We start from the raw sequence: 25,637 nt of genomic DNA, 5'->3' as shown, positions 1-25,637 counted from the left end.
CAAAATGACTGAGCCTAGAGTTTTTTCGGAGTTAAACTCCCTTTTCAATTTGGTGCATTACGTAGTTAACCACTTTAAGTGAACTCAAACCATCGTTAATTGCACAGAACCGATTATAAAAGTTCATAAACTGTTGGTTAGCACTCATATCAGGGTGTTTCAAAGCGTGATGAATTTCTTCAAGTAGTTGCTTTGGCGTATTCGCAATCTTACCCGGTAAATCTTTTTCGTAATCCAGGTAGAAGCCACGAAGTTCTTCCTTGTACAAGTGATAATCGTAAGGATAAAAGAGAATTGGGCGCTTGAGATATGCGTAGTCGAAGAATACTGACGAGTAATCGGTGATCAATAAATCAGATACCAAGTACAGATCAGAAATGTTTGGATGACTTGAAAAGTCATAAACAAAGTCTTCGTACTGCGAAATGTCTAAGGCATTCGAAATCAAATAATGCATTCTCAAGATGAGCACCGTATCATCCCCGAATGAACGCTTAAAGTCATCAAGGTCAAACGGCAACTCAAAGGTATACTTACCCTTTTGAGCAAATTGGTTATCCCGATACGTTGGTGCGTACATAACCACTTTTTTGTCCAAGGGGATTCCTAATTCCTCTTTTAAAGCTGTGATTTCATCAGGCTTAGTATTGATTAACTCATCATTTCGGGGATACCCAATTTTTAGAATTTGATTATTAAATCCAAATGCTGAACGGAAGATTTGGGTTGAGTAATCATTAGGTGATACCAATGCGTCCCACCTATTAGCTTCTTTAACGAAGTTCTTATGGTACTTTGCCGTTGTGGTTCCGGGCATAGAAACATTCTCGATGTCTAGTCCTAACTTTTTAAGTGGGGTCCCATGCCAAGTTTGAATGTAAGTTACATAATTAGGTTTTTTAACCCATGCTGGATAACGGGCGTTGCTGATCCAAAATTGGGACTTTTCAAGGGTTCTAACCCACTTGTTAGTCCGACGAACTACGTACCGAATTCCGTTTTCTTTACAGAAAGATTTGAGTGATTTATCAATTGACCAAACCATATTGATTCCTGGATATAGCTTTTGGAAAAGTTGGTAAATCGCATATGGGCTATCACTAACTTGACGACCTCCAAAACTTTCAAACACGATTGTGGTGTTTTCAAATGGTGAATGGCCACGTTTAAATAAGAACCGCATCCGCATCAAGTTGAGCTTATCTTGAATCATGTTGATCACGTCGACTACGTTGCTGGCTTTGCCACCAGCCGCCATTACCTTTTGGCCGAATGATGCCCCAGGAAATTCCTTTACCAACACACTGTTGTCAAAGCGCTTTTCAAGCATGATTTCCCGATTACCAGGTAATGCAATATCCGTGGCCTGACCAGCAAGTGACTTAGCAATGATCATCTTTTGCTCAATATTTTGCCCGTTCAATTCGTAGTTAATAAATAGCAAGCAAGCCGAATTCTGTGGGATATCGGTTAGTGGAATTGCTACTGTAAACATCCCAGAAAACATTGTTTCCGTGATTGGAAAATCTAGTGTAGTCCCGCTTTCTTGACTCTTCAAAATCACACGTTGGTTATTGATTTTAGTCCCGTTGATTTTGTTGTATCCGGTAATTTCCAGACTAGTGTCAGTCAAGTTGATTGAGTTGGTCATGAAGTGTTCGTCTGACTGCTTTGTTCGAATGTTAAAGTTAGCCATCCCTGCAGGGTCAGAATTAAATTGATAGTAACTAGTTAATTCCAACTGATGACGATCACTTAGATACTCACTTTCAACTTGGACAACTTCTTTAGTACTAGCTGAATTAGTTACGAAATAAATCTGCCATTCAAATTCAGTTTGGTCGGTGTTATCAAAGTGAAAATCTTGTGCATCAACGGTTATTCTAATGATATTATGACTTAACACCTTATTGATTGGCTGCATAATTGAAGCTTGACTATTTTTTTCAACAAATAAAATGTATGAGTTATCAAGAGAACCGACAACATCTAGTAATTCAAACTCTAGTACTTGGTTATTCTTCTTTTGATGAACTCCAGAAAGTATTGCACGCACTTTTACGTCCCCTTAATAATTAAAAATTCGTTGTTTTGGCAAATACTTAGCAACATCCACCATATCAACAGCATCAAGATAAATTTCTGCATTTTCTAATTGCATGTTAGCAATCAAACGTTTGTAAAATGAATTAATATCGTCGTAACGTTTAAAGTCAGAATATGAGATTACTTTAACGGCATCCGTCTTAACGCTGGATTCGAATTCTTTGATTGGTTTCTTCTCGTTTTCAACGGTTCCCAAAAGTTCTTGTGGGGCTTCAACAACTGCAGTGTTTCCGAGTAAATATCTAACCTTTTTTGAAACTTGAGAAGCAGTAAATCTAAATAGCAATTCACCATTTTCATTCATTAAAAGGCTCTCAAAAACATCCCCATCGCGATACTTCACCACTCCAAAAAGCTGATCATTTATGTAGTCGCTAATTTGAACAACTTGAGCAGCTTCATCAAAAAACACGGTGTGAACAAGCGCCTCATTGACAAACAACGATTCAGCTTTTAGGTCCCCACTTTGAGTTACAAACCGCTTAACAGTGCCTTGCGGAACATCAATCTCATGCACATCCAAATTCGAAAAGTCGGTTTGAATTATTTCACCATCTTTAAGTGGAACTCCAGGTTCACTTCTGTACACTTCAAATAAACTGATCACTCGGAGCTTATCGACATCGATATTTCCGCGAACATTGCGAATTACTTTTCTTGCTTGGTAGACCTCATCAAAATTTGTCATGGCTAATAAGATGGCTACTTCACAATCGTCACCCTGAAGTGCTTCAATTTTACCGTTGAACGTGGGCTTCTTTAAGCCATCAATTGATGTCACCAAAAACAGTGCTTGCTTCATTTTTTCCTCCTGATAATAAAATATCCCTAGCTCAATCACTGGGGATATTTAATCTTATTAACTTAGGCTTTCCAAGTGTCTGAGTCTGATAAACCAAGGTCTTCCTTGATTTTAGTTGTTGAAATCCCTTCAGTTCTTGGTAAGTAGATAACTTCACAATAGTCCTTTAAGAAATCAAACTTGCCTTTCCAGTCATCACCCATAACGAAAGTATCGATATGGTTGTCGACAACGTCAGAAATTTTTTGATCCCAGTTGAATTCTGGAATAACTTCATCAACGTACTTAATAGCTTCCAAAATGTACTTGCGGTCTTCATATGAAGTGTAAGCTTTCTTCCCTTTTTCAGCATTAAATTCATCTGATGATAAGCAAACTGTTAAATGATCTCCCAGTTCCTTTGCACGTTTAAGCAAACGAACATGTCCTTTATGGAGCAAATCAAATGTTCCATACGTAATTACTTTTTTCATAAAATCTCCTAAATTCTATTAACTTTCGAATTAATAAACACATACTAAATACTAGCATAAACAACTTCTACGTCAATAATTATTAAGCCTTCTTAAAGTTAATCAGTCTTGCAAATCCCGCAACTTAAAGATGTTGTAAAGATGTACGACCACAACTTTAACAATTGCATAAAGTGGAATTGCGAGAATCATTCCCATCAGCCCAGCAATATTTCCTGCTGCCAATAAAATAATAATAATTGTTAGGGGATGGATTTGCAGTGACTTCCCAATCACATTTGGATAAACCAAGTTACCATCCACTTGTTGAACGACTAATACAATTACGATGTTATAAATCACGTTTAGCCAACTACCGGTTGAAAGTGACACCGCTAATGCCGGAGCAATTCCGATGTAAGGACCAATGTACGGAATGATGTTACAAATTCCCGCAATCACACCCAGTAACAGAGCGTATGGCAAACCGATAATCCAGTAACCAATAGCAGTAAAAGTTCCAACGAACAAACACTCGATCATTTGCCCACTGATGTACTTAGAAATCGTAGAGCTCATTTCTGACAATAAATCCATAATTTGGGCTTCATGCTTTTCTGGAAGAACCCGTTTAATCGTTGGAGCTAACTTATGGCCATCCTTTAGCATATAAAATAGAACAACTGGTACGGTGATGATAACAATTACCGCATTTGCAGCTGCCGAAATCACGCTACCAATACCATTGGTTAATCCGCTTATAATTCCGTCAGCATAACTAGTAATGTTTTTCGAAATTTTATCATTAATGGAACTAAAATCAATTTTCTTCAAAAGTTCCTGTGAATTAGCATTTTTGAAAATCTTGTCTAGTAATTTTCTAGAATCATCAATTACACTTGGCAATTGATTGGCCAGGTTGACCAATTGGTTGGTTAATTTAGGAATGAACACCGCGGCAACTAAAACAATGATTGCGACCAATAATAGAAACACCACGGCCACACCCCATGTTCTAGAAATGTTCTTCTTCCCAATTTTAACTTTAGTTAATAAATTAACCACTGGATTTAGCATGTAGAATAAGATGCCCGCCAATAAAATTGGAATAAAAACGGTTGAAGCAAAAATTGCAATTGGGTTAAACATAAAACTAATCTTCGTACAACCCCAAATGATTGCTACCACTACCAGAATTTCTACTGACCAAAACATCAGTGATGAACTTTTAAGTTTATTTATCATAGCTCTCCCCCACTGTTTTAATTCTACCGCTTATTTTACCACACCGCCTACTTTAGAAGACAATAACAAAAAGCCCCAACGGATAAAATCACCCGTTGAGGCTTTTGATTATTTGCGACCTTCATTTCTCTGACGAGATAGTTCCAAGTACCGTTCGTACCAGATTGCAATAAACTCCTTTGAAAAGGGACCCTTTTCGTTGTTGATCCAATCAACAATAATTCTCACGTTACGCTTTAAAATCCGGTCGATTTCATCACCGTAGTGCCACTTAGCTGAAAAATCTAAGTACTCGTCTACATCCAGTAACTTTCGCTTACCGTCAGGAAAAACCTTAACGTCCAGATCGTAATCGATATACTTTAGTGCTTCCTTATCCAAAACATATGGAGACGCTAAGTTGCAATAATAAGCAATTCCATCGTCACGAATCATCGCGACCACGTTGAACCAATATTTTTTATGAAAATATACAATTGCCGGCTCCCTAGTCACCCAATGACGACCATCGTCCTCGGTGACCAATGTGTGGTTATTGCATCCAATTAAAGAATTGTCACTAGTTTTTAATACCATCGTATCTCGCCAGATACGATGCAAGCTTCCGTCGTGCTTATAGCTTTGAATCGCAATGAAGTCGCCTTCCCGTGGTAATTTGCTATCTCGTGGCATAGATGTACCCACTTTCAGACCAAGCTATCAGCATCCGATTGTTTCCAATCCAATAATGATTATATCAAAGGATAGGCGTTTTGACGAAAGGTTTTAGTTTTCACTTAGCCGATCCATTGCAGCTTGAATATCGTCCATTGAAAATCCCTTGGCATATAACGCTTGCTTAAGGCGTTGCTCATGCTCATAACCTTGGTACTTCGAATACTTTCGATCATACCTTGCCGCCATTCGGTCGATAATTGCCTCATCTCGGTCAGCAAATTCACTCATATCAACACTTTGTACAGCTTCATTGGCAATTTCAAACGAAAATCCTCGTTGAGCCAATAAATTTTTAGTCTTATTCTGCACCATTTTCAGTGAGTCATTTTTCTTTAACTTAATGTTTTTCTCAGCACTTTCAGATGCGATTTCTAAAGCTAAATCATCGGAAAATAATTTTTCAAGGCTGTTTTCAATATCATTTTCTGGCACTCTCTTAGTTTTTAAATGATTACGAATCCACGCCGGCCCATTCTTCCTTGCCCGAATTACCGTAGTTACATAGCTATCGGCATACCTCGCGTCATTGACCAACTGTTGATCCTTTAGTCGTTCAATTACGGCATCAATCGCACCTTCATCCTCAGATAAAGAAAGCAATTTTTCTCGAACTTCATATTCAGTCCGTAAGTTATGTGCAAGGAAATCAATTGCCCTGGAGTACAACTTAGAAACTTGATCTGCTTGCTTTAACTGTTCCTGCGTCTGCTCGTCGATTTCCATTCCCTTAAAAATTCGGTACTTGATCAATACTTCCTCGCTAATTGGGAAAGCATAGGCGCCATCAACGTAGACGTTGTACCGCCCCTTACGCTTTTGAGCTTCAATTTTAGTGATTGTCGATGCCATATTGGCCTCCTTTAAATTCACTTTGAATCTGACATTTGATATACTTATGTTAATTATTTTAACTTAAAATTCGAGGATGATAAATTTGGCTAGTGCACACGTAGTTTACGCAACAATTACAGGAAATAACGAAGATGTCGCTGACATCATTACTGAACATCTTGAAGACCTTGGAATTGACGTTTCGGAAACCGAAATTTCCCAAACTGATCCATCAGTCTTTGAAGATGTAGATATTTGTATCGTATGTCCATATACCTATGATGAAGGTGCCCTTCCAGAAGAGGGAATGGACTTTTATGAAGACCTACCTGAGCTTGACCTAAATGGTAAGGTATACGGAGTTGCTGGTTCCGGCGACACTTTTTACGAAGAATTTTACAACTTAGCTGTCGATAAATTCGATGCTGCTTTTGCCAAGACTGGCGCCACCAAAGGGGCAGAAAGTGTAAAAATCAACCTCGAGCCAGGCGAAGAAGACATTGCTAATTTAGACAAATTTGTTGAAGCAATCGTTGAGAAATCAAAATAGTAAGATTATCTGAATAGGTTTGATATCATGATGGCAACTGGAATTTTTTCCGTTGTCATCTTTTATTTTACCTTTGTTTTTAAATACGGAAACCGCAGCTTTTTATTGCTAAATAAGTAATTTCAGTTGCTTTTTCGCATTATCTGTAATAATCTCATTATGGTACTTACAAAAAGTAAGCGTACGTATAGGAGGAACGACATGATCGACGTAGATAAACTTGAATTCGGACTTGAAACATTTGGAGATATCGTCGCTAACGAGGACGGTAGCTTAAAAACTGCTGGTGAATCAATTCGCCAAATCGTTAAAGAAGGTCAGCTTGCTGATGAGTTAGGAGTAAATGTCATCGGTGTCGGTGAGCATCACCGCCCAGACTACAGTGTATCTAGCCCCGAAATTGTTTTGGGAGCAATTGCTTCAGTAACCAAAAACATTAAACTAGCTACTGCCGTTACTGTGTTGAGTTCTGATGATCCAGTTCGGGTCTATGAACGATTTGCCACTCTAGAAGGTCTATCACAAGGTAGAGCTCAGGTAATGTTAGGCCGTGGTTCATTTACTGAATCATTTCCACTATTCGGTTACGATTTAACTGATTATGATGATTTATTTAATGAAAAACTTGAAATGTACGACCAACTTCTCAAAGAGAAGCCAATTACTTGGAACGGTAACTTTACCGAATCACTAAAGAATCAGGAGGTTTACCCTAAGACTGATTATGATGGTCTTGAAACATACATCGGGATTGGTGGTTCTCCTGAGTCCATCATCAGAACGGCTAAATATGGCTACAAGGTAATCATCGCCATCATCGGTGGTCAAGCTGACCGTTTCGTTCCTTACATTGATTTGTATAAGCGAGCATCAGAACAATTTGGCAATCCCGTTCAACCCATCGCAGTTCACTCTCACGGTTTCATCGCCGATGATGAAGACGACGCGGTTGAGGTGGCTTGGAAAAACATTAAGGCAAACTTTGACCGGATTGGGTTGACCCGTGGTTGGGCACCAATGAGCCGTGAACAATTTGATGGCGAAACAAAGGTTGGCTCATTCTATGTTGGTAACCCTGAGCACGTAGCTCAGCGAATTGCTAGAACAATTAAGCTACTTGGTTTAGGTAGATTTGACTTAGTGTACGGTGCCGGAAATCAAACTGCTGCACAACGTGAGCGAATGATTGAGCTTTACGCAACTAAGGTCATCCCACGAGTTAAAGAAATTTTGTCAGAAGGTGAATAATATGGCTGAAATCAAAACTGTTGGAATTTTAGGGGCTGGAAAAGTTGGTATCGTTCTTGCTCAACTCGCATTAGCGGCCGGATATAATGTCCGAATCTCAGGTTCTGGTTCAGTCCAAAAAATCGCTTTAACAATTGACACTTTGGTTCCAGGAGCTACAGCTTCAACTAACCAAGGTGTAGTTAGTAAGAGTGATATCATCATCTTGGCAATTCCACTGAGTCGTTATAAGAACATTAATTCTAAACTATTGAAAGACAAGTTAGTAATTGATGCGATGAACTACTGGTGGGAAACTGATGGAATCAGAGAAGAAGTTTTAGATCCAAACTCAACTTCAAGTGAGCAAGTCCAAAAATACTTTAACAAGAGCACCATTGTGAAGACGTTTAACCACATGGGTTATCACAACCTGCAAGAAGATGCTCGCCCAGCTGGGGCAGCAGATCGCAAGGCATTGTTTGTAACAGGTGATAATCACGAGGCAGTCGATGAAGTAGCTGCATTCGTTGACACAATGGGATTTGATACGGTTGTCCACTACGACATCGCAGATGGAATTATGACTGAGCCCGGTAGTGAATTATTTGGTGCCAGTCTTCCAAAATCAGAGTTAGAGCACGTTATTGATCACTTTGACGAAACAGAATTCGGTAAACAAATCAAAAACGCTAATAAATAAAAATGGTGTTGAGTAGATTTAGAAGTAATTCCAAATCTTGCTCAACACTATTTTTTTGCCTTTACAGGATTAACTTTAGATGGTTTCCTTTTAGGCTTCTTTGGTGGTCGATTCTTATTCTTCTGGCGATGTTGTCCAGTTACGTGCTGGGCGTGCTTAAATGCCTTTGCTAGAGCATCCCCTTGTTCTTGAACGGGACCGGCCATAAACTCTTGGACGGTAGCATTCATAACCCCACCAACCAACATAATCAGCGCTGAAAAGTCCAGCCAGAACAGTAAGATGATGAACGTCCCAATCGTTTTATAAGCGGTAATATTCTTGCCGAAGAACTCTAAGTACAAAGAAAATCCTTGAGCAAGAATCAACAAGCCTAAAGATGACAACAACCCGCCTACCCACACGTACTTGAACTTAACCTTAGCCATTGGTACCAAATAAAACATCAATGTCAACAACAACCAGATTGCGATAAACGTGACCGGCATTTTGATTGTGCCGATAAAATCAATTAGTGAATTTGAAACCTTGATAATTGGTTGTAACCATTTGATTACCATTTGGCCAAAAACCGCAAACAACATAATTGCACCGACTACCATCACAAGGACTAACGTCCAAATAAAGGACATAATTCGGTTACTGATTCCACTTTGGTTTTCAGCAACGTCATAGGTTCGGTTGATAGTCCGTTGAAAAGCTGCAATTGCCTTACTTGCCGACCAAACAGTAACAATCAAACCAATTGAAAAGGAACCCGCACCCCCACCGTACAGCGTAGATTTAATGATTGGTTCTAAAGTTGAATAGACTTTATCTGGAAAAATTGGTTCCAAATACGCTTGAATCTCAGTTGCCTTAATATTCAAAATGTTCAAAAGACTTCCGGCAATGAAGAAAATTGGAAAAATTGCCATCAGAGAATAAAACGCTAAGACAACGGCTGAATCAGAAATTGAGCCAGTTTTGTAATGCTCCAAAAAGAGCTTTATGAAGTCCATAAATTTCTTTGACGCTTTTGAATTTGACGCCTCCAATTTATCATCCCCCCACTATATTTAATCTAATCGGTAAACTTCTCGGTAATTGCCTTTAAAATTCGTTCAGATGCATGTCCATCACCGTATGGGTTCTTAGCCTCAGACATTTCCTGATAAGCGTTCTCATCAGTTAATAGTCGATTCATCCATTCAGTAATCTTTTCTGGATCCGTTCCCACAAGTTTAAGGGTTCCTGCATCTATCCCCTCTGGTCGTTCAGTGGTATTTCGAAGTACAAGAACAGGCTTGCCCAATGAAGGTGCCTCCTCCTGGATTCCACCAGAATCAGTCATAATAAAGTATGCCTTTGCCGCCATATTATGGAAGTCCAAAACATCTAGTGGTTTGATCAGATGAATTCGATCGTCGTTACCAAATACTTCCTTAGCAGCCGCTTGAACAGCTGGACTCAAATGGACTGGATAGACCACTTCAACATCAGGATTGTTATCAATCACCTGTTTGATAGCTTTAAACGCTTGGCGCATTGGCTCGCCCTGATTTTCCCGCCTATGCATTGTCATTAAAATCATCCGTGAATCTGGATTCACTTCATTTAAAACCGCATGGGAATAGTCATCACTGACAGTTTGTTTTAAAGCATCAATTGCTGTATTTCCAGTAACATAGATGCCCGACTCTGGGTGGTTTTCCTGTAATAAATTATGCTTGCTTAACTCAGTTGGTGCAAAGTATAGGTCTGCGAGAACGTCTGTAAGCTGACGATTCATTTCTTCTGGATACGGTGAAAACTTGTCGTACGTTCTTAATCCGGCCTCTACATGGCCAACACTAACTTTGTGGTAAAAGGCACTCACACTGGCAGCGAATGTGGTGGTCGTATCCCCATGAACCAAGATAATGTCTGGAGATTCTTTTTCAATCACAGCGTCTAGCTCAGTAATTACCTTGGTAGTAATGTCGCTAAGTGTCTGATTTTGCTTCATCACGTTCAAATCGTAGTCAGGAGTGATGTGAAACACTTCAAGAACTTGGTCTAGCATCTCCCTATGTTGGGCAGACACCACGGTAACTGGGGTGAATTTGTCTAGGTTTTGGTTCATTCTTAAAATAATCGGTGCCATCTTGATGGCTTCTGGTCTGGTACCAAAGATGGTCATGACTTTGATTTTTTTCATTCGTTCAAAACTTCCTTTCTAACCAAGTATACCAAAACATCGCTTTGATACCGTTAGGCAAATTTGATTAATTATGATTATGGTATAATCTTTAGCAGGATATTAACAAGCGTTGGGGTGATATTTATCGAAGAAACATTCGCAGATCAACTTGATCAGTATGCACAGTTGATTACAAAGGTTGGTGCAAACGTCCAACCAGGCCAAACAATTATTTTATACGCTGACGTTTCTCAGGCAAGATTAGCTGAACTCATCAGCAGCTGGGCGTACAAGCTCAAAGCTAACGAAGTAATCGTTAAATGGAACGACTCAAAGATTCAACGTCAGTTCTTGAAACACACTTCAGAAACTAGACTACAAGAGGCTTATGAATTTGAACGGATTGCCGCCCAAGAATTAATGGATAAACATGCTAGCAGAATCTCACTTCTTTCAGATTCTCCTGACGTGTTTAGTGAGGTTGAACCCGCCAGAATTAACCAATACCAAAAAACTTATTCAAAAGTTAAGAAACCCGTTACTAAAGCCACAATGAACAATGATATTAGTTGGCTGGTAGTTGCCGCTGCGGGTGCTGATTGGGCAAAGATGCTTTATCCAGAATTATCTTCTGAGAAGGCTGTCGCAAAACTTTGGCAGGCCATTTTTACTGCCACTAGAATTAATACTCCCGACCCTGAAAAGATTTGGAAGGAACACGTTAGCGACCTCTCCAATCGTGCGGACTGGCTAAATCAACAACAATTCGATTCACTACATTATCAGTCTGCTAAAACTGATATCACTGTCGGACTACCAAAGGGACACGTTTGGGAAGGTGCTGGATCAACAGATTTAGCTGGTAACTTCTTTGTTCCTAACATTCCAACTGAAGAGGTGTTCACTGCGCCAGATTCACGAAGGATAAATGGCACTGTGTCGGCAACGTTACCCCTCAGTAATAATGGGCAATTAATAAAAGATATCAAATTGATGTTTAAAGATGGCCGGGTAATTTCTGCTCAGGCTTCCAGTGGTGAGGAGTTACTAAAACACTTAATCAATACAGATGAAGGTGCTAGTTCACTTGGGGAAGTGGCATTAGTTCCAGAAAGCTCACCAATTTCTCAAATGAAAACAATTTTTTACAACACGCTGTTTGATGAAAATGCTTCTGACCACATGGCCCTGGGGTCAGGTTATCCATTTAGCATTAAAGATGGAACCAAGAAGACTAGAACGGAATTAGCTAGTCTAGGGCTAAACGACTCACAAATTCACGTTGACTTCATGATTGGCTCGGCAGATATGAATATTACCGGTATCAAAGCTAATGGTGAAGAAGTCAGTATCATGACTAACGGTGAATGGACAGAGTAATATATTGGAGGACTTACAATTGAAGACGATTAGTTTGATCGTTCCCTGTTACAATGAGGAACCAACGGTCAACTTATTTTACGATACAACCGAAAAGGTTTTTGCCAAACTTAACGAGACCCACGAAGAACAGTACCAACCTGACTACATATTTGTTAACGATGGTTCTGCGGATAATACATTAAACGTGATGCGTAAGTTGCACGACGCTCACCCGGATGAAGTTCACTACATTTCCTTTTCAAGAAACTTTGGAAAGGAATCTGCATTTGCTGCAGGCCTATCAAACGCTCATGGAGACTTCGTAGCTGTTATGGATGTGGATCTTCAAGATCCGCCTGAGTTGTTAATCGAAATGGTCGATATTTTGGATCAACAGGATAGCGAATACGATGTAGTTGGTTGTGTTCAAAAGTCTCGGCGTCAAAATCCAGTTAGAGCATTCTTATCTGCTTCCTTCTATAAGGTAATCAACAAGATGTCCAAGGTGCCCATTAAACAAAATGTCCGGGATTATCGGTTAATGACGAGACGTTATGTAGACGCAGTTTTATCAATGCCTGAATATAACCGATTTTCTAAGGGAATTTTCTCGTGGGTCGGATTTAAAACCAAGTATCTAGAGTATGAAGGAGTTCCCCGCGCAGCTGGAGAAACATCGTGGTCGATATGGCAATTATTTGACTACTCGCTCGAAGCACTAGTTGACTTCTCAGATGTACCTTTAAAACTAGCAAGTTTCATTGGTGGCTTAATCTGTTTCTTATCGATTTTAGGACTAGTTTTTGTTGTCATCAGAGCCATTTTCTTCGGTGGTTCAGTTAACGGTTGGGCTTCAATCGTCTCAATAATCTTGTTCTTAAGCGGAGTTCAACTATTTTGTTTAGGAATTGTTGGTAAATACATTAGTAAAATTTATCTTGAAACTAAGCACCGCCCAAAATTCATCATTCAAGAAAGACGTTAAAACATGAAAAAACTGTTATCAATCTACAAACAGCAAAAGCAGGTCATCGATTACCTATTTTGGGGAGTCATGACCACCGTGGTGAATATTCTAGTTTTCGCCCTGCTACACTGGCTAACTGACTGGAACTATTTAATCAACAACACCATTGCCTGGCTTCTCAGTGTGCTATTTGCTTACATTTCAAATAAGGTCTATGTATTTCATTCATACACTGAAACCCGTAAAGAAGTTGCCAAAGAGATGGCTTCCTTTTTCCTCGGTCGATTTGCTTCGTACTTTATTGAACAAGGAATTATGATTCTGGGGATTTCAGGGTTAAAATGGAATGAAATCGTAGTTAAAATTATCGCTAACGTCGTAGTTGTTATCGTGAACTACTTCTGGTCTAAATGGGCAGTCTTCAAAAAGAAAGGAAGCGAATCCTAAATGAAGAGAACCGAACTTCGTCAGGAAAGAGAAATGTTTTCTATGGGACAAGCAACAAAGGCAACCGGATATAAATTATTAGCGCTTTCTGTATTGCTTCTTGCCTTGCTTGCATTGTTTGCCAATGTACTAATGTAGATCAAATTAAATTAATTGAGTCTAAGGGAGTGAGACAGAAAGCATACTAAGATGCTTTCGTCGTCCCACCCCGCAGAGAGCGCTACAGAAATCATTGATTTCGTCTTAGCGCCCCAGCAAGAACAACAAGTATTGAATTCTGCGAATAGCAGGATTCAAACTTGATGTTTACTGCAGACCAACAGTAACTGAGAGTCAGGAGTAGGGAGCACTACATGAATCTTTGATTCAGTCGTAGTGCCCCGACAAGAGCAACAGTAAGTGAATTCTGCGAGTAGCGGGATTCACTCCTGATGCTTACTGTCCTGAGGCTCTCAGTCCTGATGGTTACTGCGTGTAGCAACTATCTGAATAGAAGAAAAAGATGCCGTTATAATTTCAAAAAGTGAAATTATAACAGCATTTTTTTCGTTGATCTTTGCTTTGTCCCAACCTCTTATTTGCCACAGTTTATTTCCTAAAAAAGTAGCCAAAGCAAATTTCACCCCAGTTCAACCAGAAAGTGTTATCTTGCTATGCGTAAGGAGGGATCACATGGAACAAAATGGCGTTCAAGAATACCACCAGTTATTTGGTTCAAAAATCCACGATAACCGTGAAGCATTTGAATTCTTAATTGTAGCAGTCTTTCAACCGGGAATGAGTTGGAAAGTAGCAGCATCCAAAATCCCTGTATTTAAACGTTTGTTTGCTGATTTTGATTATTATCGAGTGGCTCAATTCGATGACGTTGACTTAGAGAAAATTGAAAGTGATGAACAAATGATTCAAAATGGTCGCAAAATCCGTGCGGTCCTTCAAAATGCAAAAGCAGCAAGCAGGTTAGAACCTGAATTCTCAAATTTAGCTGACTACTTTTGGTCATTTCATCCAATGAATAGTGACCAAGTTGACGAAGATGAACTTGGAGCAACAGTTGCCAAGGATATGAAAAAGCGCGGTTTTACTTTTGTAGGGCCAACCACAATCCGGCTACTGTTAACGGGAATGGGCATCATCGACCGTAAGCCAACAGCATAGGAGGCAATTAAAATGGATAAATTTGATTACCGAATCGTTGAATCTTCTGAATACTCAAAAGCAGGAACTCCTTCTATCGTCCACCTAAACGAACGGAATTACATCACCTATCACGGCAAAGGTGAATTCAACATTAACAATGAGCACTTTAAACTGGTGGTTTCTGCTATGTACGACCTCGCAGAAGGGATTCGCCAAGCAGCCTCAACAAGCAACAAATTAGATTGGTTTAGAAACTATGAACCGTATCCGTTGAATAGTTATTGGAATCAGGATGGCAGTTTTATCTTAATGATTAAGCAGCCTAACTTTACAATCCCTGAACTATTACCGATTGCCAAGACATCTGTAGAATCAAAGTACCCTAAAGAAATTCTTGACCAAATTAAATTCACTCGGGAAGAGGAAGGCTACGAGGTTCAATTAGTTAATCATGGCCCACTTAACTCGGTGTCTCCCGTCTGGGATAAATTAGCGGACTTTACTACCAAGAATAACTTGGAAATGATTGATCCTGGTCATCGAGAAGTTTACCTAACTAACCCGTTATCAACACCACCAGATGCGTGGGACATCTTAGTTCGTCAAGAGATTAGTCCTGCTGTTGAACAAGGTAATTTACCAATTATCACTAACTAGGAAAAATTAAAAGGCAAGCAACATTTCCGTTGCTTGCCTTTTTGTCTATTGAAGTTGTGTAATGACCTCACCCGGACTCGAACCGGGATCAACCGCTTAGGAGGCGGGTGCCCTATCCAGTTGTGCTATGAGGCCAAATCAACTCCTACAATTTTCTCATTTTTAGTAGGGGTTGTAAAGGTTAATTATTGTCTTGGCGACGATGACGCATCCCTTTTCGCTTAGAGTGCTTATTCTTTTTCCGCTTCTGAGATGGTTGTGCAGCTACTTCTCGAGGCATTTTAGTCTCTCTAGTCGAAGTGGCCATTTTGGTGCCCACTGACTTTTTATCTTTAGTTTCAACGGTTTGATTATCACCAACCGACTTGGGTTTATCAGCCGGACGTTTGGTTACTAATTTATTTTCGTCAAAATAGAGTTTAGTCAGCGAAATGTCATCACTTAGCAACTTCTTGAAATCACGAAAATCATGATCATCTCCCATGCTCAGCACTAGACCATCATGATGCATCCGGGCAGTCCGACCAGACCTATGAGTGTATGTCTTGTCAGTTCTCGGCAACTCATAGTTAATCACTGCCGGTAATTCCGGCACGTCAATCCCGCGAGCTGCCACATCAGTAACCATTAGTAGCCGAATCTTACCCTTCCGAAAATCACGTAAAGCATTTTTTCTAGCCAGTTTAGTTTGCTCGCTGGTTAGTCGGCCAACCTCACGAATATTTCTGTGAGTTAGATTACTGTAAGTTTTCTGCAAAGTAGTTACCTTATCGAAAAACACCAGTGCTTTAAAGTTGGGAATCGCCAATAAACGAGCTAACATCAATGGCTTCTTCATATTGGAAACTGTCAAAAATCCGTGAGTCATTTTCCCCATACTGTCATCAATATCGGTAACATCGATCATTTCAATGTCTTGCGTAAACCACCGATTAATGTGGTCTAACACATCATTTCTAGTCGCTGAAAACAATCCCAATGTGACATCATCGGGAGCCATATCCGCCATATCACGAATGGGATCCAAAGTTTCTTCACTTAACAGATTGTCAGCTTCATCAATCACCATTGAATCAAGCTCATGAAGTGTCAGCTTTCCCTTATCAATCAATTCAGACACTCGGCCAACCGTTCCAACAACGATTTCAGGGTGTTCCTTTAGCTTATCAATTTGGCGACTGATGTTGGCTCCACCAATTGCTGACATTGCTGATAGTCCAATCTCATCTGCCCATTTAGACACTTCACGGAAAACTTGCATTGCTAATTCGGCGGATGGTTCTAAAACCAGCATGCTAACCTCACCATCAGCGCCTTCAATTCTTTCTAGCAATGGCTCCATAAACGCAACGGTTTTGCCGGAACCTGTAGGTGAGATTCCAACAACACTTCTACCAGCACGTAGTGGCTCAGCAACTGCTCTTTGAATAGCCGTAGTTTGCGTAAAACCCAGTCGCTCTTTTAATTTTTCAAATTCAACTAACAATAAAATTCTCCCATTATTTCTCCTCGTCAACGAACACGATGTTAGCGTCCTGACGAAGGTTGAACAATACTTTATTTACATTAATACTTAATTGATTCCAATACTTGTATAAACGTTGCATTTCAGAATCTTCAGGATTATCAATGACCTTAGCAAAGTCAATTGCTTCTTCAATCATTGGGTTTTCCTTGTTTGAATTACCAATTACTTGGCGATTTCCGTCGGCATCATGATAACTAACTTCGGTAATCTCACCAGCATCATCGATTTCAATAAAATCTTTTAACCCGGCGATTTCAGATGTCATCTGTGAATTCGACATTTTTGAAAAGTTAAGTGTGACCACAAATTTGGAATACTTTAAAATTGCAGTTCCTTTGCCATCGACTCCCGTAGCAACAAGTTTAGGGAAGTAGGCAACTTCCTCTGGTAGGCCAAACAAAGTTACGGCGTCGTACACTGTGTAAACACCAAGGTCTTGCAGTGCCCCACCAGCAAACTTAAGTGAGAATACATTTGGTTCTTCCCCTGCTAATACTTTGTCATAACGTGACGAGTACTTAGAATAGGTGAATTCTGCTCCAGAGATTCCAGCCATTTTTGCCATTTGGTCTTCAATTGAATGGAAATTAGCTGTGTGGATATTTCTAGCAGCTTCAAAAAACTTAACTTCTGGATGACTTGCAAGTAAGGTTTGAAATTCAGCCATTTGTTTTTGGTTAGCAAACGCTGGCTTTTCAACAATCACATTCTTACCATTCTCAATCGCTTGCTTTGCCTGGTCAAAGTGCAGGCTGTTTGGTGAGGCAATGTAAACCGTGTCAAAATTGTCGCTTGAAAAGAATTCTTTCAAATCAGTGTAAGTATTACTTGCTCCGTTTTTGCTAGCAAATTCTTCGGCAGTCTCCACTTTCCGAGAATAAACACTAGTAAAGTCGTACTCCTTTAATGTTTGGACCGCTTCAACAAATTGTTGGGTAATCCAGTTTGTGCCAATAACCCCAAGTTTAATCATTCGAATCATCCTTTCTTCTTTACTTATTGTAACAAGGTTTTTACAGGATTGAAATTTCTCGTTATTAGTCTCGTCATATTTATTCGTTACAATAACTAAAATTCAAGTAATCAGGTATTTTCTATTTTGGAGGTAACTTATTGAAGTTCAACTCACTAATCAAACCATTCCAGTCACTATTCAGAAAGCGGGACAACAATGTTTACAAAACTTCAGTCAAAAATCCCATTTTTCCAGGAACTTATCACTATACTGACAATAATTCTCACAGACACACCCTCGAAATCCAATCGGCGTTTGACCTCAAGATTGATCGTCATTCGGTCCCTGTTCAGGTTAAGAAAACTGATCGGGACGAAGTGGTTCTTGTTGATAACTTTGGCTATAAAATTGAAATCCAGACTAATGCCGGCAAACCGATAAAATTTTATGATGAATCAGACAACGCCACTTATAAATTAAGTCTAGCTTAGCGGCTCAAGATTTGATTAAGATATCGATGCCATTTGCTCTCGTTTCCGTTAAACACGGATTCGTTTAGAAATGCTGTTTGGTTATCCATCTTTACTGCAGCATTAGGATCAACAAAAATAAAGGTTGCGTCCGAATTTGGTTTGCCAAGTTTGCCATCGTTTAACCACAACTGCTGGTTGTCGTTGGTTTGAATATCCATTCCAGAAATTATCGACTTGTCAGTCCAAATCACCACTGGACGTTGATAGTAATTTCGAAGTTTAGAAATGAATAGCTTTAAATTTTTAGACACCCGTTTGTAGTTCAGGGTGTCTTTGTTGTATGTACCATAAGGTTGCACATCAATTCCGATGGGTAGGCTTCCAGTGTCATAACCTACCTGACGGACAAAGTTTCTAAATTGGGATGCTGGTGAACTGCTGAATGAAAACACATGGTATACCCCAATTGGTAGCTGAGATCCTTGGCTCCTTTGAAAATTATTACTAAAACTGTCATCTGTATACACTGATCCTTGTGACGCCTTTAAATACACAAACTTATAGTCGTCATTTTTTAGTTGCTCAAAATCAATGTAACCATCAGTTTGGCTGACGGAGACCCCTCGAACTGGGTACTGTTTCAATAATTGTTCACGGTGAAAATGATATATTGTGTAGCCACCACCCACGATAACCAAGACAATCAAAAAGACAAGACTCCACCGGAAAAAGAGCTTGCGATTCTTATTCGCTCGTTTATAAATCGGTTGAATGTCTTGTCTTTTCATTTAAGCATCATCCTAAAGCTTCAGATTTAATTTCTGGTACTCTCGATGATTCCCTGCACGTTGCGAATTGTTTCTTCAGTCGCTGGTCCCATTCTAACTGTTGCCATCATAAAGAGAGTATCAATAATCGTCATTTGCGCAATCAATGAGTACATTCCTTCAGAACGGTAATTAGCTTCATCACTAGATGAAATAAACGTAATGTCACTGTGAAGTGCTAATGGGGAATCAATGTAACTAGTAATTCCAATAACAGTTACCCCATTACCCTTCAACGTTTCCAATAATTTTAACGTCTGGCGGTTTTTACCGGAATGAGAAATAACAATTGCACAATCGTCTTGGTCTAATTTTACCGCTTGCATCAATTGCACGTCAAAGTCCGGATGGTAAAAACAGTCAATTGAGGTTCTCAAAAACTTATGGTAACCGTCCAAAGCAGCAACGGCTGAGCCACCTAAACCAAAGAATCCAAGTCGATCACAATTAATAATTCTCAAAACACTTCTAGCAAAATCCGCTTCCTCTATACCTGCTCTCGTGTCCTGTAAGGCTCTCTGTGAACTGTTAAACGTCTTGTCTGCAATTACATCTAAAGTATCATTTGCGTCAATATCCTTAAATATAGGAAGATTTTGTGGTCGAAGCTGGGTGTACGCAAGCGACAGTGTGAATTCCCTAAAATTATTGTAACCAAGCGTTTTCACCAGCCTTGAAACTGATGCCGTTGATGTGTTTGTTTTTTCAGCAAGTTCCTCAATGTTTGCTTCAGAGGCATCTTGTGGATTGTCTATGACATATCTGGCAATCTTCTTGTTGGTTCTGCTTAAATCGTCAAAATACTGTTTTAATAACTGTACTGGTGTACTCACTAGTTTCACCCCTTAATTATTTCGTTGTCGTTGTAAATATTTTACAACAAAAAGGTTGCTTTGTGAAATTTTTTTCCATATAATCTATTGTAGCAACTAATAAAACTCATAAGGCATTATAGTTGTCCTAGAGTTTGCAACATGCTAAATTTTAATTTGAAAGCGGTACCCGTATTTGGTAATGGTCTTATTTGCGAATAACATTTATATTCTATCATCTAAGTTATTTTATTTCGATACGGATACCGCTCTTTTTGACTTTAAGAAAGGAAGTTATTTTTATGGATTACACTCTGGGAGTAGACATTGGAACGACTAGTGTAAAGACCGTTCTTTTTGATACAGAGGGGAAAGTTAGTGGTTACTCAAATAATGGGTACCCTCTTTACCAAGACACGCCAGATATGGCCGAAGAAGATCCTGAAGAAATTTTTTCTGCAATGTCAGACGGAATTACTGAGGTTCTTAGAAAAGCAAACCTGGCGGAGGGTGAACTTAAAGGAGTTTCATTCTCATGTGCTATGCACAGCTTGATTTTATTGGACGATAATTACAAGCCGCTTACCCGTGCCATTACTTGGGGTGACAACCGTGCTGTTCACTACGCTGATGAGTTGAAGAACAGTGATAAAGGAATGGAGATTTACCAACACACCGGTACTCCTATCCACCCAATGACACCACTTACTAAACTAATCTGGCTCAGAAATGACAAACCGGAATTGTTTAAGCAAGCTAGTTATTTCGTTGGAATTAAGGAATACATTATCCACAAATTGTTTGGTGTATTAAAGGAAGATTACTCAATTGCCAACGCAACTGGTCTTTTCAACATCTTCAACATGGATTGGGATGAAGAAGCCCTTAAAGTTGCCGGTGTAACCGCTGATCAACTTCCTGAATTAGTTGATACTACCTACCAATTAAAGGGTATCCATGAAGAGTACGCTAAGGTACTTGGTATCTCTGCTGATACTCCATTTATCATTGGTGCTTCAGATGGCCCATTAGCTAACCTTGGTGTTAACGCCATCAAGCCTGGCGTCGTTGCCGTTACCATTGGTACTTCAGGTGCCGTACGGGTTGTAACTGACAAGCCAAAGACTGATCCAAAGGCTCGAGTATTCTGCTACTACCTTGCAAAGGATATGTGGGTTGTTGGCGGACCAGTTAACAACGGTGGAGTTGTCTTCCGTTGGGTTCGTGATCAACTTTGCGCCCCTGAAAAGGTTACCGCAGAACAAATGAAGATTGATCCATATGACTTACTTACTGAAATTGCAGCTAAGGTTCCAGCAGGTTCAGATGGATTGCTCTTCTTCCCATTCCTTGGTGGCGAACGTGCCCCAATTTGGGACGCTAACGCCCGTGGTTCATTCTTTGGTTTAACCAGAACTCACACCCGTGCACACATGATTCGGGCTGCTTTGGAAGGAATTGTTTATAACTTATACACAGTTATGCTCGCCCTTGAAGAAGTTGTCGGCAAACCAACTAGTATCCAAGCTAGTGGTGGCTTCGCCCGTTCAGAACTTTGGCGCCAAATGCTCACTGACATCTTTGAGCAAGACGTTGCCATTCCAGAAAGTTTTGAAAGTACCGCTCTTGGTGCAGCAACCCTTGGAATGTACAGCCTTGGCTTAATCGATAGTTTGAGTGATGTTTCAAAATTTGTGGGGACAACAAATGTACATCATCCAGACGCAGCGAACTTTACCGCTTACCGCGAATTAGTTCCTATTTACATTCGATTAAGTCGTTCACTTCAACCTGAGTACAAGAACATTGCTGATTTCCAGCGTCGGCATGAAAACCCAGATGGCGGAAGCGAAAGTAACGCCTAATTAAAGTCAAGATACCATTTATTTGAAAGGGGAAAGAAAATGAAATTAATCGCATTAGTTATCGGAATTATCTTCTTACTAGTTCTGATCATTAGGTTTAAGATCAACACATTCGTTTCTTTGGTCTTAACAGCAGTAGTTACAGCTATCATGTTAGGAATGCCAATGGCAAATATTGCCGAGTCAGTTTCTAACGGTATTGGAAGCCAGTTAGGTGAGCTTTCAATGGTGTTTGGTTTTGGTGCCATGCTTGGAAGGCTGGTGTCTGATTCCGGTGGTGCCTATATCATCGCCGAAACCATGATCCAACGTTTTGGTAAAACTCGTCTTCAACTAGCAATCATGGTTGCCTCATTTATCTTGGGTATCGCCCTCTTCTTCGAAGTTGGGATGGTTCTGTTAGTGCCAATCGTATTCGCGATTGCCCTTGATGCCGGTGTACCAATTCTTTATTTAGGAATTCCAATGGCAGCAGCCTTATCTGTTACCCACGGATTCTTACCACCTCACCCCGCTCCAGTTGCTATTGCTCAAGTTTTAGGAGCTAACGATGGTCACGTTCTGCTATTTGGTTTGATTATTGCCATTGTAGCTGCATACATTGCTGGTCCATTGTTCTCAAAACTTGCCCGCAAATATGCTCCAGAAGCATTTGATCGTAAGGGAAATCTTTCATCAATCGGTGAAGTTAAGCAATTCTCACCAGATGAAGCTCCTTCATTTGGAATTTCTGTTTTAACTGCTTTATTCCCAGTTATCTTGTTAGCAATTACTACAATCTACACAATGACAGTTCACGGTGGTCAAGCACCTAAGAATCCATCTACTGTTGATTCAATTATCGAATTCATTGGTTCACCAAGTATTGCGATGTTAATTTCATTATTCTTCGCAATGTGGACAATGGGTTGGAACCGTAAGCGGACAACTGCTCAAATTATGGAATCACTTGAAAATGCCGTTAAATCAATTGCTATGTTGCTATTGGTTATCGGTGGTGGTGGTGCCTTCAAACAAGTTCTTATTGATGGTGGTGTTGGTAAAGAAGTTGCCAAGATCTTTATTCACTCATCACTTTCACCATTATTACTTGGTTGGTTAGTTGCCGTTGTGCTTCGTATCGCCCTTGGTTCCGCAACCGTTGCGTCATTAACCGCCGCAGGAATTGTTGCTCCACTGATGGCACAATCAGGTGTTAACCCTGCATTGATGGTACTATCAATCGGTGCTGGATCACTTGCCGCATCACACGTTAACGATGCTGGTTTCTGGATGTTTAGAGAATATTTCGATTTAACTGTTAAACAAACTTTACAAACTTGGACAGTGCTTGAATCAATCATTTCGGTCGTTGGTATCGTCATGGTTATGCTGTTAAGTCTCGTGATGTAATTCAGATTAATACAGTAAAAGCCTCTAAGAGCAATGCTCTTAGAGGCTTTTTTATTAGTCGTACAAATTAGCTAATTTATTTTGAACATCTGGGTGGTTAATAAATTCGTCATAAGTTGTATCAGCCTTATCAATGATTCCATTGCTGGAAACCTCAATAATTCTGTTAGCAATTGTTTGAATAAACTCATGGTCATGAGAAGTAAACAGAATTGCACCTGGAAAGCCAGCTAAGCCTTCGTTTAATGACGTAATTGATTCCAAATCCAGATGGTTAGTAGGATCATCCAATATCAGAGTGTTACCCTTTTCTAACATCATCTTAGAAAGCATACAACGGACTTTTTCACCACCAGAGAGGACTTTAACCTTCTTATCAACGTCATCCCCAGAGAAGAGCATTCTTCCTAAGAATTGACGTAAGAAAGCATCATCATCACTACCCTTTGGCGCATATTGACGAAGCCAGTCAATAATCCGCAGGTCATTATTATTAAACTCACTGGCAAAATCCTTTGAGATTGCGGATGATTTAACAGTTTGCCCCCAGACAACTTCACCTGAGTCCGGTTCAACATTGCCAGCCATAATTTGCATCAATGTAGTGGTGATCAAGTCATTTCGACTGACAAATGCAGTCTTGTCAGTTGGCCTCAAAGTAAATGAAACGTTATCCAAAACTTTGACCCCGTCAATTGTTTTAGAAACTTTATCCACTCTAACTAAATCATTTCCAAGTGGACGCTCCTGTTCAAATTTAATGAATGGGTATTTTCGAGAAGATGGCTTAATATCATCAAGGGTAATCTTATCCAGTTGCTTCTTCCGTGAAGTTGCTTGCTTTGACTTAGAAGCATTAGCACTAAATCTGGCAATAAACTCCTGAAGTTCTTTAACCTTTTCTTCTTTTTTTGCATTAGAATCACTTTTCATTTTGGCAGCTAGTTGGCTTGATTTTAGCCAAAAATCATAGTTACCAACGAACATATTAATTTCACCAAAATCAACGTCACACATCATGGTACATGTCTGGTTCAAGAAATGTCTATCATGGGAAACAATGATTGTGATTTTTGAATAATCCGCAAGGAAGTTCTCCAACCAATTGATCGTGTAGACATCCAAACCGTTGGTAGGTTCATCAAGTAGCAAGATATCTGGTTCACCAAAAAGAGCTCGAGCCAATAACACCTTAACCTTCTGGCCTTCAGTCAATTCACTCATTAATTGTTGGTGCATTTCTTCTGGGATTTCTAGAGACTGAAGCAATTGTGATGCGTCTGGTTCGGCGTTCCAACCATCCATTTCAGCAAACTCAGCTTCTAGGTCAGCTGCCTTGATTCCATCTTCTTCAGAAAAATCTTCTTTGGCATACAAAGCGTCCTTTTCCTGCATCACATCTGAAAGATGTTGGTAGCCTTGAATAACCGTTTGCATTACTGTCTGGTCTTCAAAACCATAGTGGTCTTGGCTCAAACTAGAAATTCGTTCATTTTTATCAACGTGAACCTCACCAGTACTTGGAGAAAGTTTGCCCTCAAGTAACTTAAGAAAAGTTGACTTTCCAGCTCCATTAGCCCCAATTACCCCGTAACAATTACCAGGGGTGAATTTTAAGTTAACGTTATCGTACAGTTTTTTACCGGAGATCTGTAAACCCATCTCAGAAATTGTAATCATTTAAATATCCTCATACTTTATTTTTTACCAATGTGAATTGCGGCAGCTCCGAACATTAAGGTCTTAACCTTAACCTTGCGAAGACCCGCCGTCTCAAACATTTGCTTTAGTTTTGGTGCCGAAACAAATTGCCCTGCGGTTTGTTCTAAGTAACTATACTGCTTGAAATGGTGACTAACAACTTGTCCCATCACGGGAACTAGTTTGAAGTATTGTTTCCAAAAGAATTTGATTACAGGATTTTGCGGTTGCGAAGTTTCCAGGCAAGCAACAGTCCCTCCTGGTTTAACAACTCTCCGCATTTCGCGAAGGACAGCAGCTGCATCAGGTACATTTCTTAACCCAAATCCAAGGGTCACCGCATCAAAGCTATTCGATTCAAATGGTAAATTCATTGCATCACCAATTTGAAACTCAATTTGCTCCTCAAGCCCTGCTTGTTCAACCTTCTTTTGACCGGACTTAACCATTTCTTTACTGAAATCAAGACCAACCACGTGCCCAGTTGAACCAACCTTACCAGCTGTCGCAATCGTTAGGTCAGCAGTTCCACAACACAAATCTAAAACGTGATCACCCTGTCGAAGTGCCATCATATCAACCATTTGATTGCGCCACCGTTTATGTGACTGCAAACTGATAAGATCATTCATTCTATCATAGTTACCCGCAATCTCGTCAAATATTTTCTGAACTTGATCTTCTGGGGTCTGATTAGTTAGTCCCATAGTTTCCTCC

Annotated in this window: 26 protein-coding genes and 1 tRNA gene; 12 read left to right on the top strand and 15 right to left on the bottom strand. The window is 39.9% G+C overall.

The window, feature by feature from the left end; translation table 11 throughout:
* Positions 1 to 31 precede the first annotated feature (31 nt).
* The 6 genes from PL11_RS06975 to recX all read right to left on the bottom strand — a co-directional run bounded on the left by PL11_RS06975 (position 32) and on the right by recX (position 6,171).
* On the bottom strand, positions 32 to 2,056 hold the full coding sequence (locus PL11_RS06975; protein WP_035168304.1) for a CDP-glycerol glycerophosphotransferase family protein: 2,025 nt from the start codon (positions 2,054 to 2,056) through the stop codon (positions 32 to 34).
* Between the two features lie 12 nt (positions 2,057 to 2,068).
* On the bottom strand, positions 2,069 to 2,908 hold the full coding sequence (locus PL11_RS06970) for a hypothetical protein (protein WP_035168303.1): 840 nt from the start codon (positions 2,906 to 2,908) through the stop codon (positions 2,069 to 2,071).
* Positions 2,909 to 2,970: 62 nt separating this feature from the next.
* Positions 2,971 to 3,381 carry a glycerol-3-phosphate cytidylyltransferase gene (gene tagD, locus PL11_RS06965; RefSeq protein ID WP_035168301.1) on the bottom strand — a complete coding sequence of 137 codons (411 nt, stop codon included), beginning with the start codon at positions 3,379 to 3,381 and terminating at the stop codon, positions 2,971 to 2,973.
* A 102-nt stretch (positions 3,382 to 3,483) separates the two neighbouring features.
* Complete coding sequence (locus PL11_RS06960) at positions 3,484 to 4,605, bottom strand: AI-2E family transporter (RefSeq protein ID WP_237047481.1); 1,122 nt, start codon at positions 4,603 to 4,605, stop codon at positions 3,484 to 3,486.
* Between the two features lie 108 nt (positions 4,606 to 4,713).
* On the bottom strand, positions 4,714 to 5,277 hold the full coding sequence (gene ntdP / locus PL11_RS06955; RefSeq protein ID WP_035168299.1) for a nucleoside tri-diphosphate phosphatase: 564 nt from the start codon (positions 5,275 to 5,277) through the stop codon (positions 4,714 to 4,716).
* Between the two features lie 93 nt (positions 5,278 to 5,370).
* Positions 5,371 to 6,171 (bottom strand): recombination regulator RecX, encoded by an 801-nt coding sequence (gene recX, locus PL11_RS06950; protein ID WP_035168297.1) that lies wholly within the window; start codon positions 6,169 to 6,171, stop codon positions 5,371 to 5,373.
* Between the two features lie 85 nt (positions 6,172 to 6,256).
* Here recX and PL11_RS06945 point away from each other — a divergent pair, with 85 nt between their 5' ends.
* The 3 genes from PL11_RS06945 (at position 6,257) to PL11_RS06935 (ending at position 8,633) form a co-directional block, all read left to right on the top strand.
* Positions 6,257 to 6,703 carry a flavodoxin gene (locus PL11_RS06945; RefSeq protein ID WP_191982055.1) on the top strand — a complete coding sequence of 149 codons (447 nt, stop codon included), beginning with the start codon at positions 6,257 to 6,259 and terminating at the stop codon, positions 6,701 to 6,703.
* A gap of 201 nt (positions 6,704 to 6,904) precedes the next feature.
* Positions 6,905 to 7,951, top strand: coding sequence for an LLM class flavin-dependent oxidoreductase (locus tag PL11_RS06940; protein WP_035168294.1), 1,047 nt, complete (start codon positions 6,905 to 6,907; stop codon positions 7,949 to 7,951).
* A gap of 1 nt (position 7,952) precedes the next feature.
* The gene (locus PL11_RS06935) at positions 7,953 to 8,633 is read left to right on the top strand and encodes an NADPH-dependent F420 reductase (RefSeq protein ID WP_035168292.1); all 681 of its coding nucleotides are present in this window, start codon (positions 7,953 to 7,955) and stop codon (positions 8,631 to 8,633) included.
* A 47-nt stretch (positions 8,634 to 8,680) separates the two neighbouring features.
* Here the strand turns inward: PL11_RS06935 and PL11_RS06930 are convergent, their stop codons facing one another.
* Together PL11_RS06930 and wecB are read right to left on the bottom strand one after the other, a co-directional pair.
* Positions 8,681 to 9,670, bottom strand: a complete 990-nt coding sequence (locus PL11_RS06930) for a YihY/virulence factor BrkB family protein (RefSeq protein ID WP_237047480.1) — start codon at positions 9,668 to 9,670, stop codon at positions 8,681 to 8,683.
* A gap of 26 nt (positions 9,671 to 9,696) precedes the next feature.
* Positions 9,697 to 10,812, bottom strand: a complete 1,116-nt coding sequence (gene wecB, locus PL11_RS06925; RefSeq protein ID WP_035168290.1) for a non-hydrolyzing UDP-N-acetylglucosamine 2-epimerase — start codon at positions 10,810 to 10,812, stop codon at positions 9,697 to 9,699.
* 126 nt (positions 10,813 to 10,938) lie between these two features.
* Between wecB and PL11_RS06920 the strand changes: the two genes are divergently transcribed.
* From PL11_RS06920 to PL11_RS06900, 6 genes are all read left to right on the top strand, one after another.
* Complete coding sequence (locus PL11_RS06920) at positions 10,939 to 12,174, top strand: aminopeptidase (protein ID WP_035168413.1); 1,236 nt, start codon at positions 10,939 to 10,941, stop codon at positions 12,172 to 12,174.
* A gap of 19 nt (positions 12,175 to 12,193) precedes the next feature.
* Complete coding sequence (locus PL11_RS06915; protein WP_035168288.1) at positions 12,194 to 13,141, top strand: glycosyltransferase family 2 protein; 948 nt, start codon at positions 12,194 to 12,196, stop codon at positions 13,139 to 13,141.
* A 3-nt stretch (positions 13,142 to 13,144) separates the two neighbouring features.
* Positions 13,145 to 13,570 (top strand): GtrA family protein, encoded by a 426-nt coding sequence (locus PL11_RS06910; RefSeq protein WP_035168286.1) that lies wholly within the window; start codon positions 13,145 to 13,147, stop codon positions 13,568 to 13,570.
* A complete protein-coding gene (locus tag PL11_RS10385; protein WP_191982054.1) occupies positions 13,571 to 13,708 on the top strand; it encodes a hypothetical protein in 138 nt (45 codons plus the stop codon).
* 534 nt (positions 13,709 to 14,242) lie between these two features.
* Complete coding sequence (locus PL11_RS06905) at positions 14,243 to 14,728, top strand: DNA-3-methyladenine glycosylase I (protein WP_035168284.1); 486 nt, start codon at positions 14,243 to 14,245, stop codon at positions 14,726 to 14,728.
* Positions 14,729 to 14,740: 12 nt separating this feature from the next.
* On the top strand, positions 14,741 to 15,367 hold the full coding sequence (locus PL11_RS06900; RefSeq protein ID WP_035168282.1) for a GyrI-like domain-containing protein: 627 nt from the start codon (positions 14,741 to 14,743) through the stop codon (positions 15,365 to 15,367).
* Positions 15,368 to 15,429: 62 nt separating this feature from the next.
* On the opposite strand, the gene PL11_RS06895 is transcribed toward PL11_RS06900, so the two are convergent.
* From PL11_RS06895 to PL11_RS06885, 3 genes are all read right to left on the bottom strand, one after another.
* A tRNA-Arg gene (locus PL11_RS06895) sits at positions 15,430 to 15,502 on the bottom strand.
* 46 nt (positions 15,503 to 15,548) lie between these two features.
* Positions 15,549 to 16,853 (bottom strand): DEAD/DEAH box helicase, encoded by a 1,305-nt coding sequence (locus tag PL11_RS06890; RefSeq protein WP_035168280.1) that lies wholly within the window; start codon positions 16,851 to 16,853, stop codon positions 15,549 to 15,551.
* 13 nt (positions 16,854 to 16,866) lie between these two features.
* Positions 16,867 to 17,868: a Gfo/Idh/MocA family protein gene (locus PL11_RS06885; protein ID WP_035168278.1), complete on the bottom strand. Its 1,002-nt coding sequence runs from the start codon at positions 17,866 to 17,868 to the stop codon at positions 16,867 to 16,869.
* 140 nt (positions 17,869 to 18,008) lie between these two features.
* Here PL11_RS06885 and PL11_RS06880 point away from each other — a divergent pair, with 140 nt between their 5' ends.
* The gene (locus PL11_RS06880) at positions 18,009 to 18,341 is read left to right on the top strand and encodes a DUF4828 domain-containing protein (protein WP_052127835.1); all 333 of its coding nucleotides are present in this window, start codon (positions 18,009 to 18,011) and stop codon (positions 18,339 to 18,341) included.
* On the opposite strand, the gene PL11_RS06875 is transcribed toward PL11_RS06880, so the two are convergent.
* Together PL11_RS06875 and PL11_RS06870 are read right to left on the bottom strand one after the other, a co-directional pair.
* On the bottom strand, positions 18,338 to 19,111 hold the full coding sequence (locus PL11_RS06875) for a GH25 family lysozyme (protein ID WP_035168276.1): 774 nt from the start codon (positions 19,109 to 19,111) through the stop codon (positions 18,338 to 18,340). The genes PL11_RS06880 and PL11_RS06875 overlap by 4 nt on opposite strands.
* Positions 19,112 to 19,137: 26 nt before the next feature.
* The gene (locus PL11_RS06870) at positions 19,138 to 19,983 is read right to left on the bottom strand and encodes a MurR/RpiR family transcriptional regulator (RefSeq protein ID WP_035168274.1); all 846 of its coding nucleotides are present in this window, start codon (positions 19,981 to 19,983) and stop codon (positions 19,138 to 19,140) included.
* Between the two features lie 281 nt (positions 19,984 to 20,264).
* On the opposite strand from PL11_RS06870, the gene gntK reads away from it, so the two are divergent.
* On the top strand, positions 20,265 to 21,827 hold the full coding sequence (gntK, locus tag PL11_RS06865) for a gluconokinase (protein WP_035168272.1): 1,563 nt from the start codon (positions 20,265 to 20,267) through the stop codon (positions 21,825 to 21,827).
* 39 nt (positions 21,828 to 21,866) lie between these two features.
* Positions 21,867 to 23,219 (top strand): gluconate:H+ symporter, encoded by a 1,353-nt coding sequence (locus PL11_RS06860; RefSeq protein ID WP_035168270.1) that lies wholly within the window; start codon positions 21,867 to 21,869, stop codon positions 23,217 to 23,219.
* Positions 23,220 to 23,273: 54 nt separating this feature from the next.
* Here PL11_RS06860 and PL11_RS06855 read toward each other — a convergent pair whose 3' ends face one another.
* Together PL11_RS06855 and PL11_RS06850 are read right to left on the bottom strand one after the other, a co-directional pair.
* Positions 23,274 to 24,899, bottom strand: coding sequence for an ABC-F family ATP-binding cassette domain-containing protein (locus tag PL11_RS06855; RefSeq protein ID WP_035168268.1), 1,626 nt, complete (start codon positions 24,897 to 24,899; stop codon positions 23,274 to 23,276).
* Between the two features lie 17 nt (positions 24,900 to 24,916).
* Positions 24,917 to 25,627, bottom strand: coding sequence for a demethylmenaquinone methyltransferase (locus PL11_RS06850; RefSeq protein ID WP_035168266.1), 711 nt, complete (start codon positions 25,625 to 25,627; stop codon positions 24,917 to 24,919).
* Between the last annotated feature and the right edge of the window lie 10 nt (positions 25,628 to 25,637).

Source organism: Lentilactobacillus curieae (assembly GCF_000785105.2).
In the GTDB taxonomy this organism is placed as follows: Bacteria; Bacillota; Bacilli; order Lactobacillales; family Lactobacillaceae; genus Lentilactobacillus; species Lentilactobacillus curieae.
The sequence above is the reverse complement of the archived record's forward strand: the minus strand, read 5'-3'. Positions and strand labels throughout refer to the sequence as shown.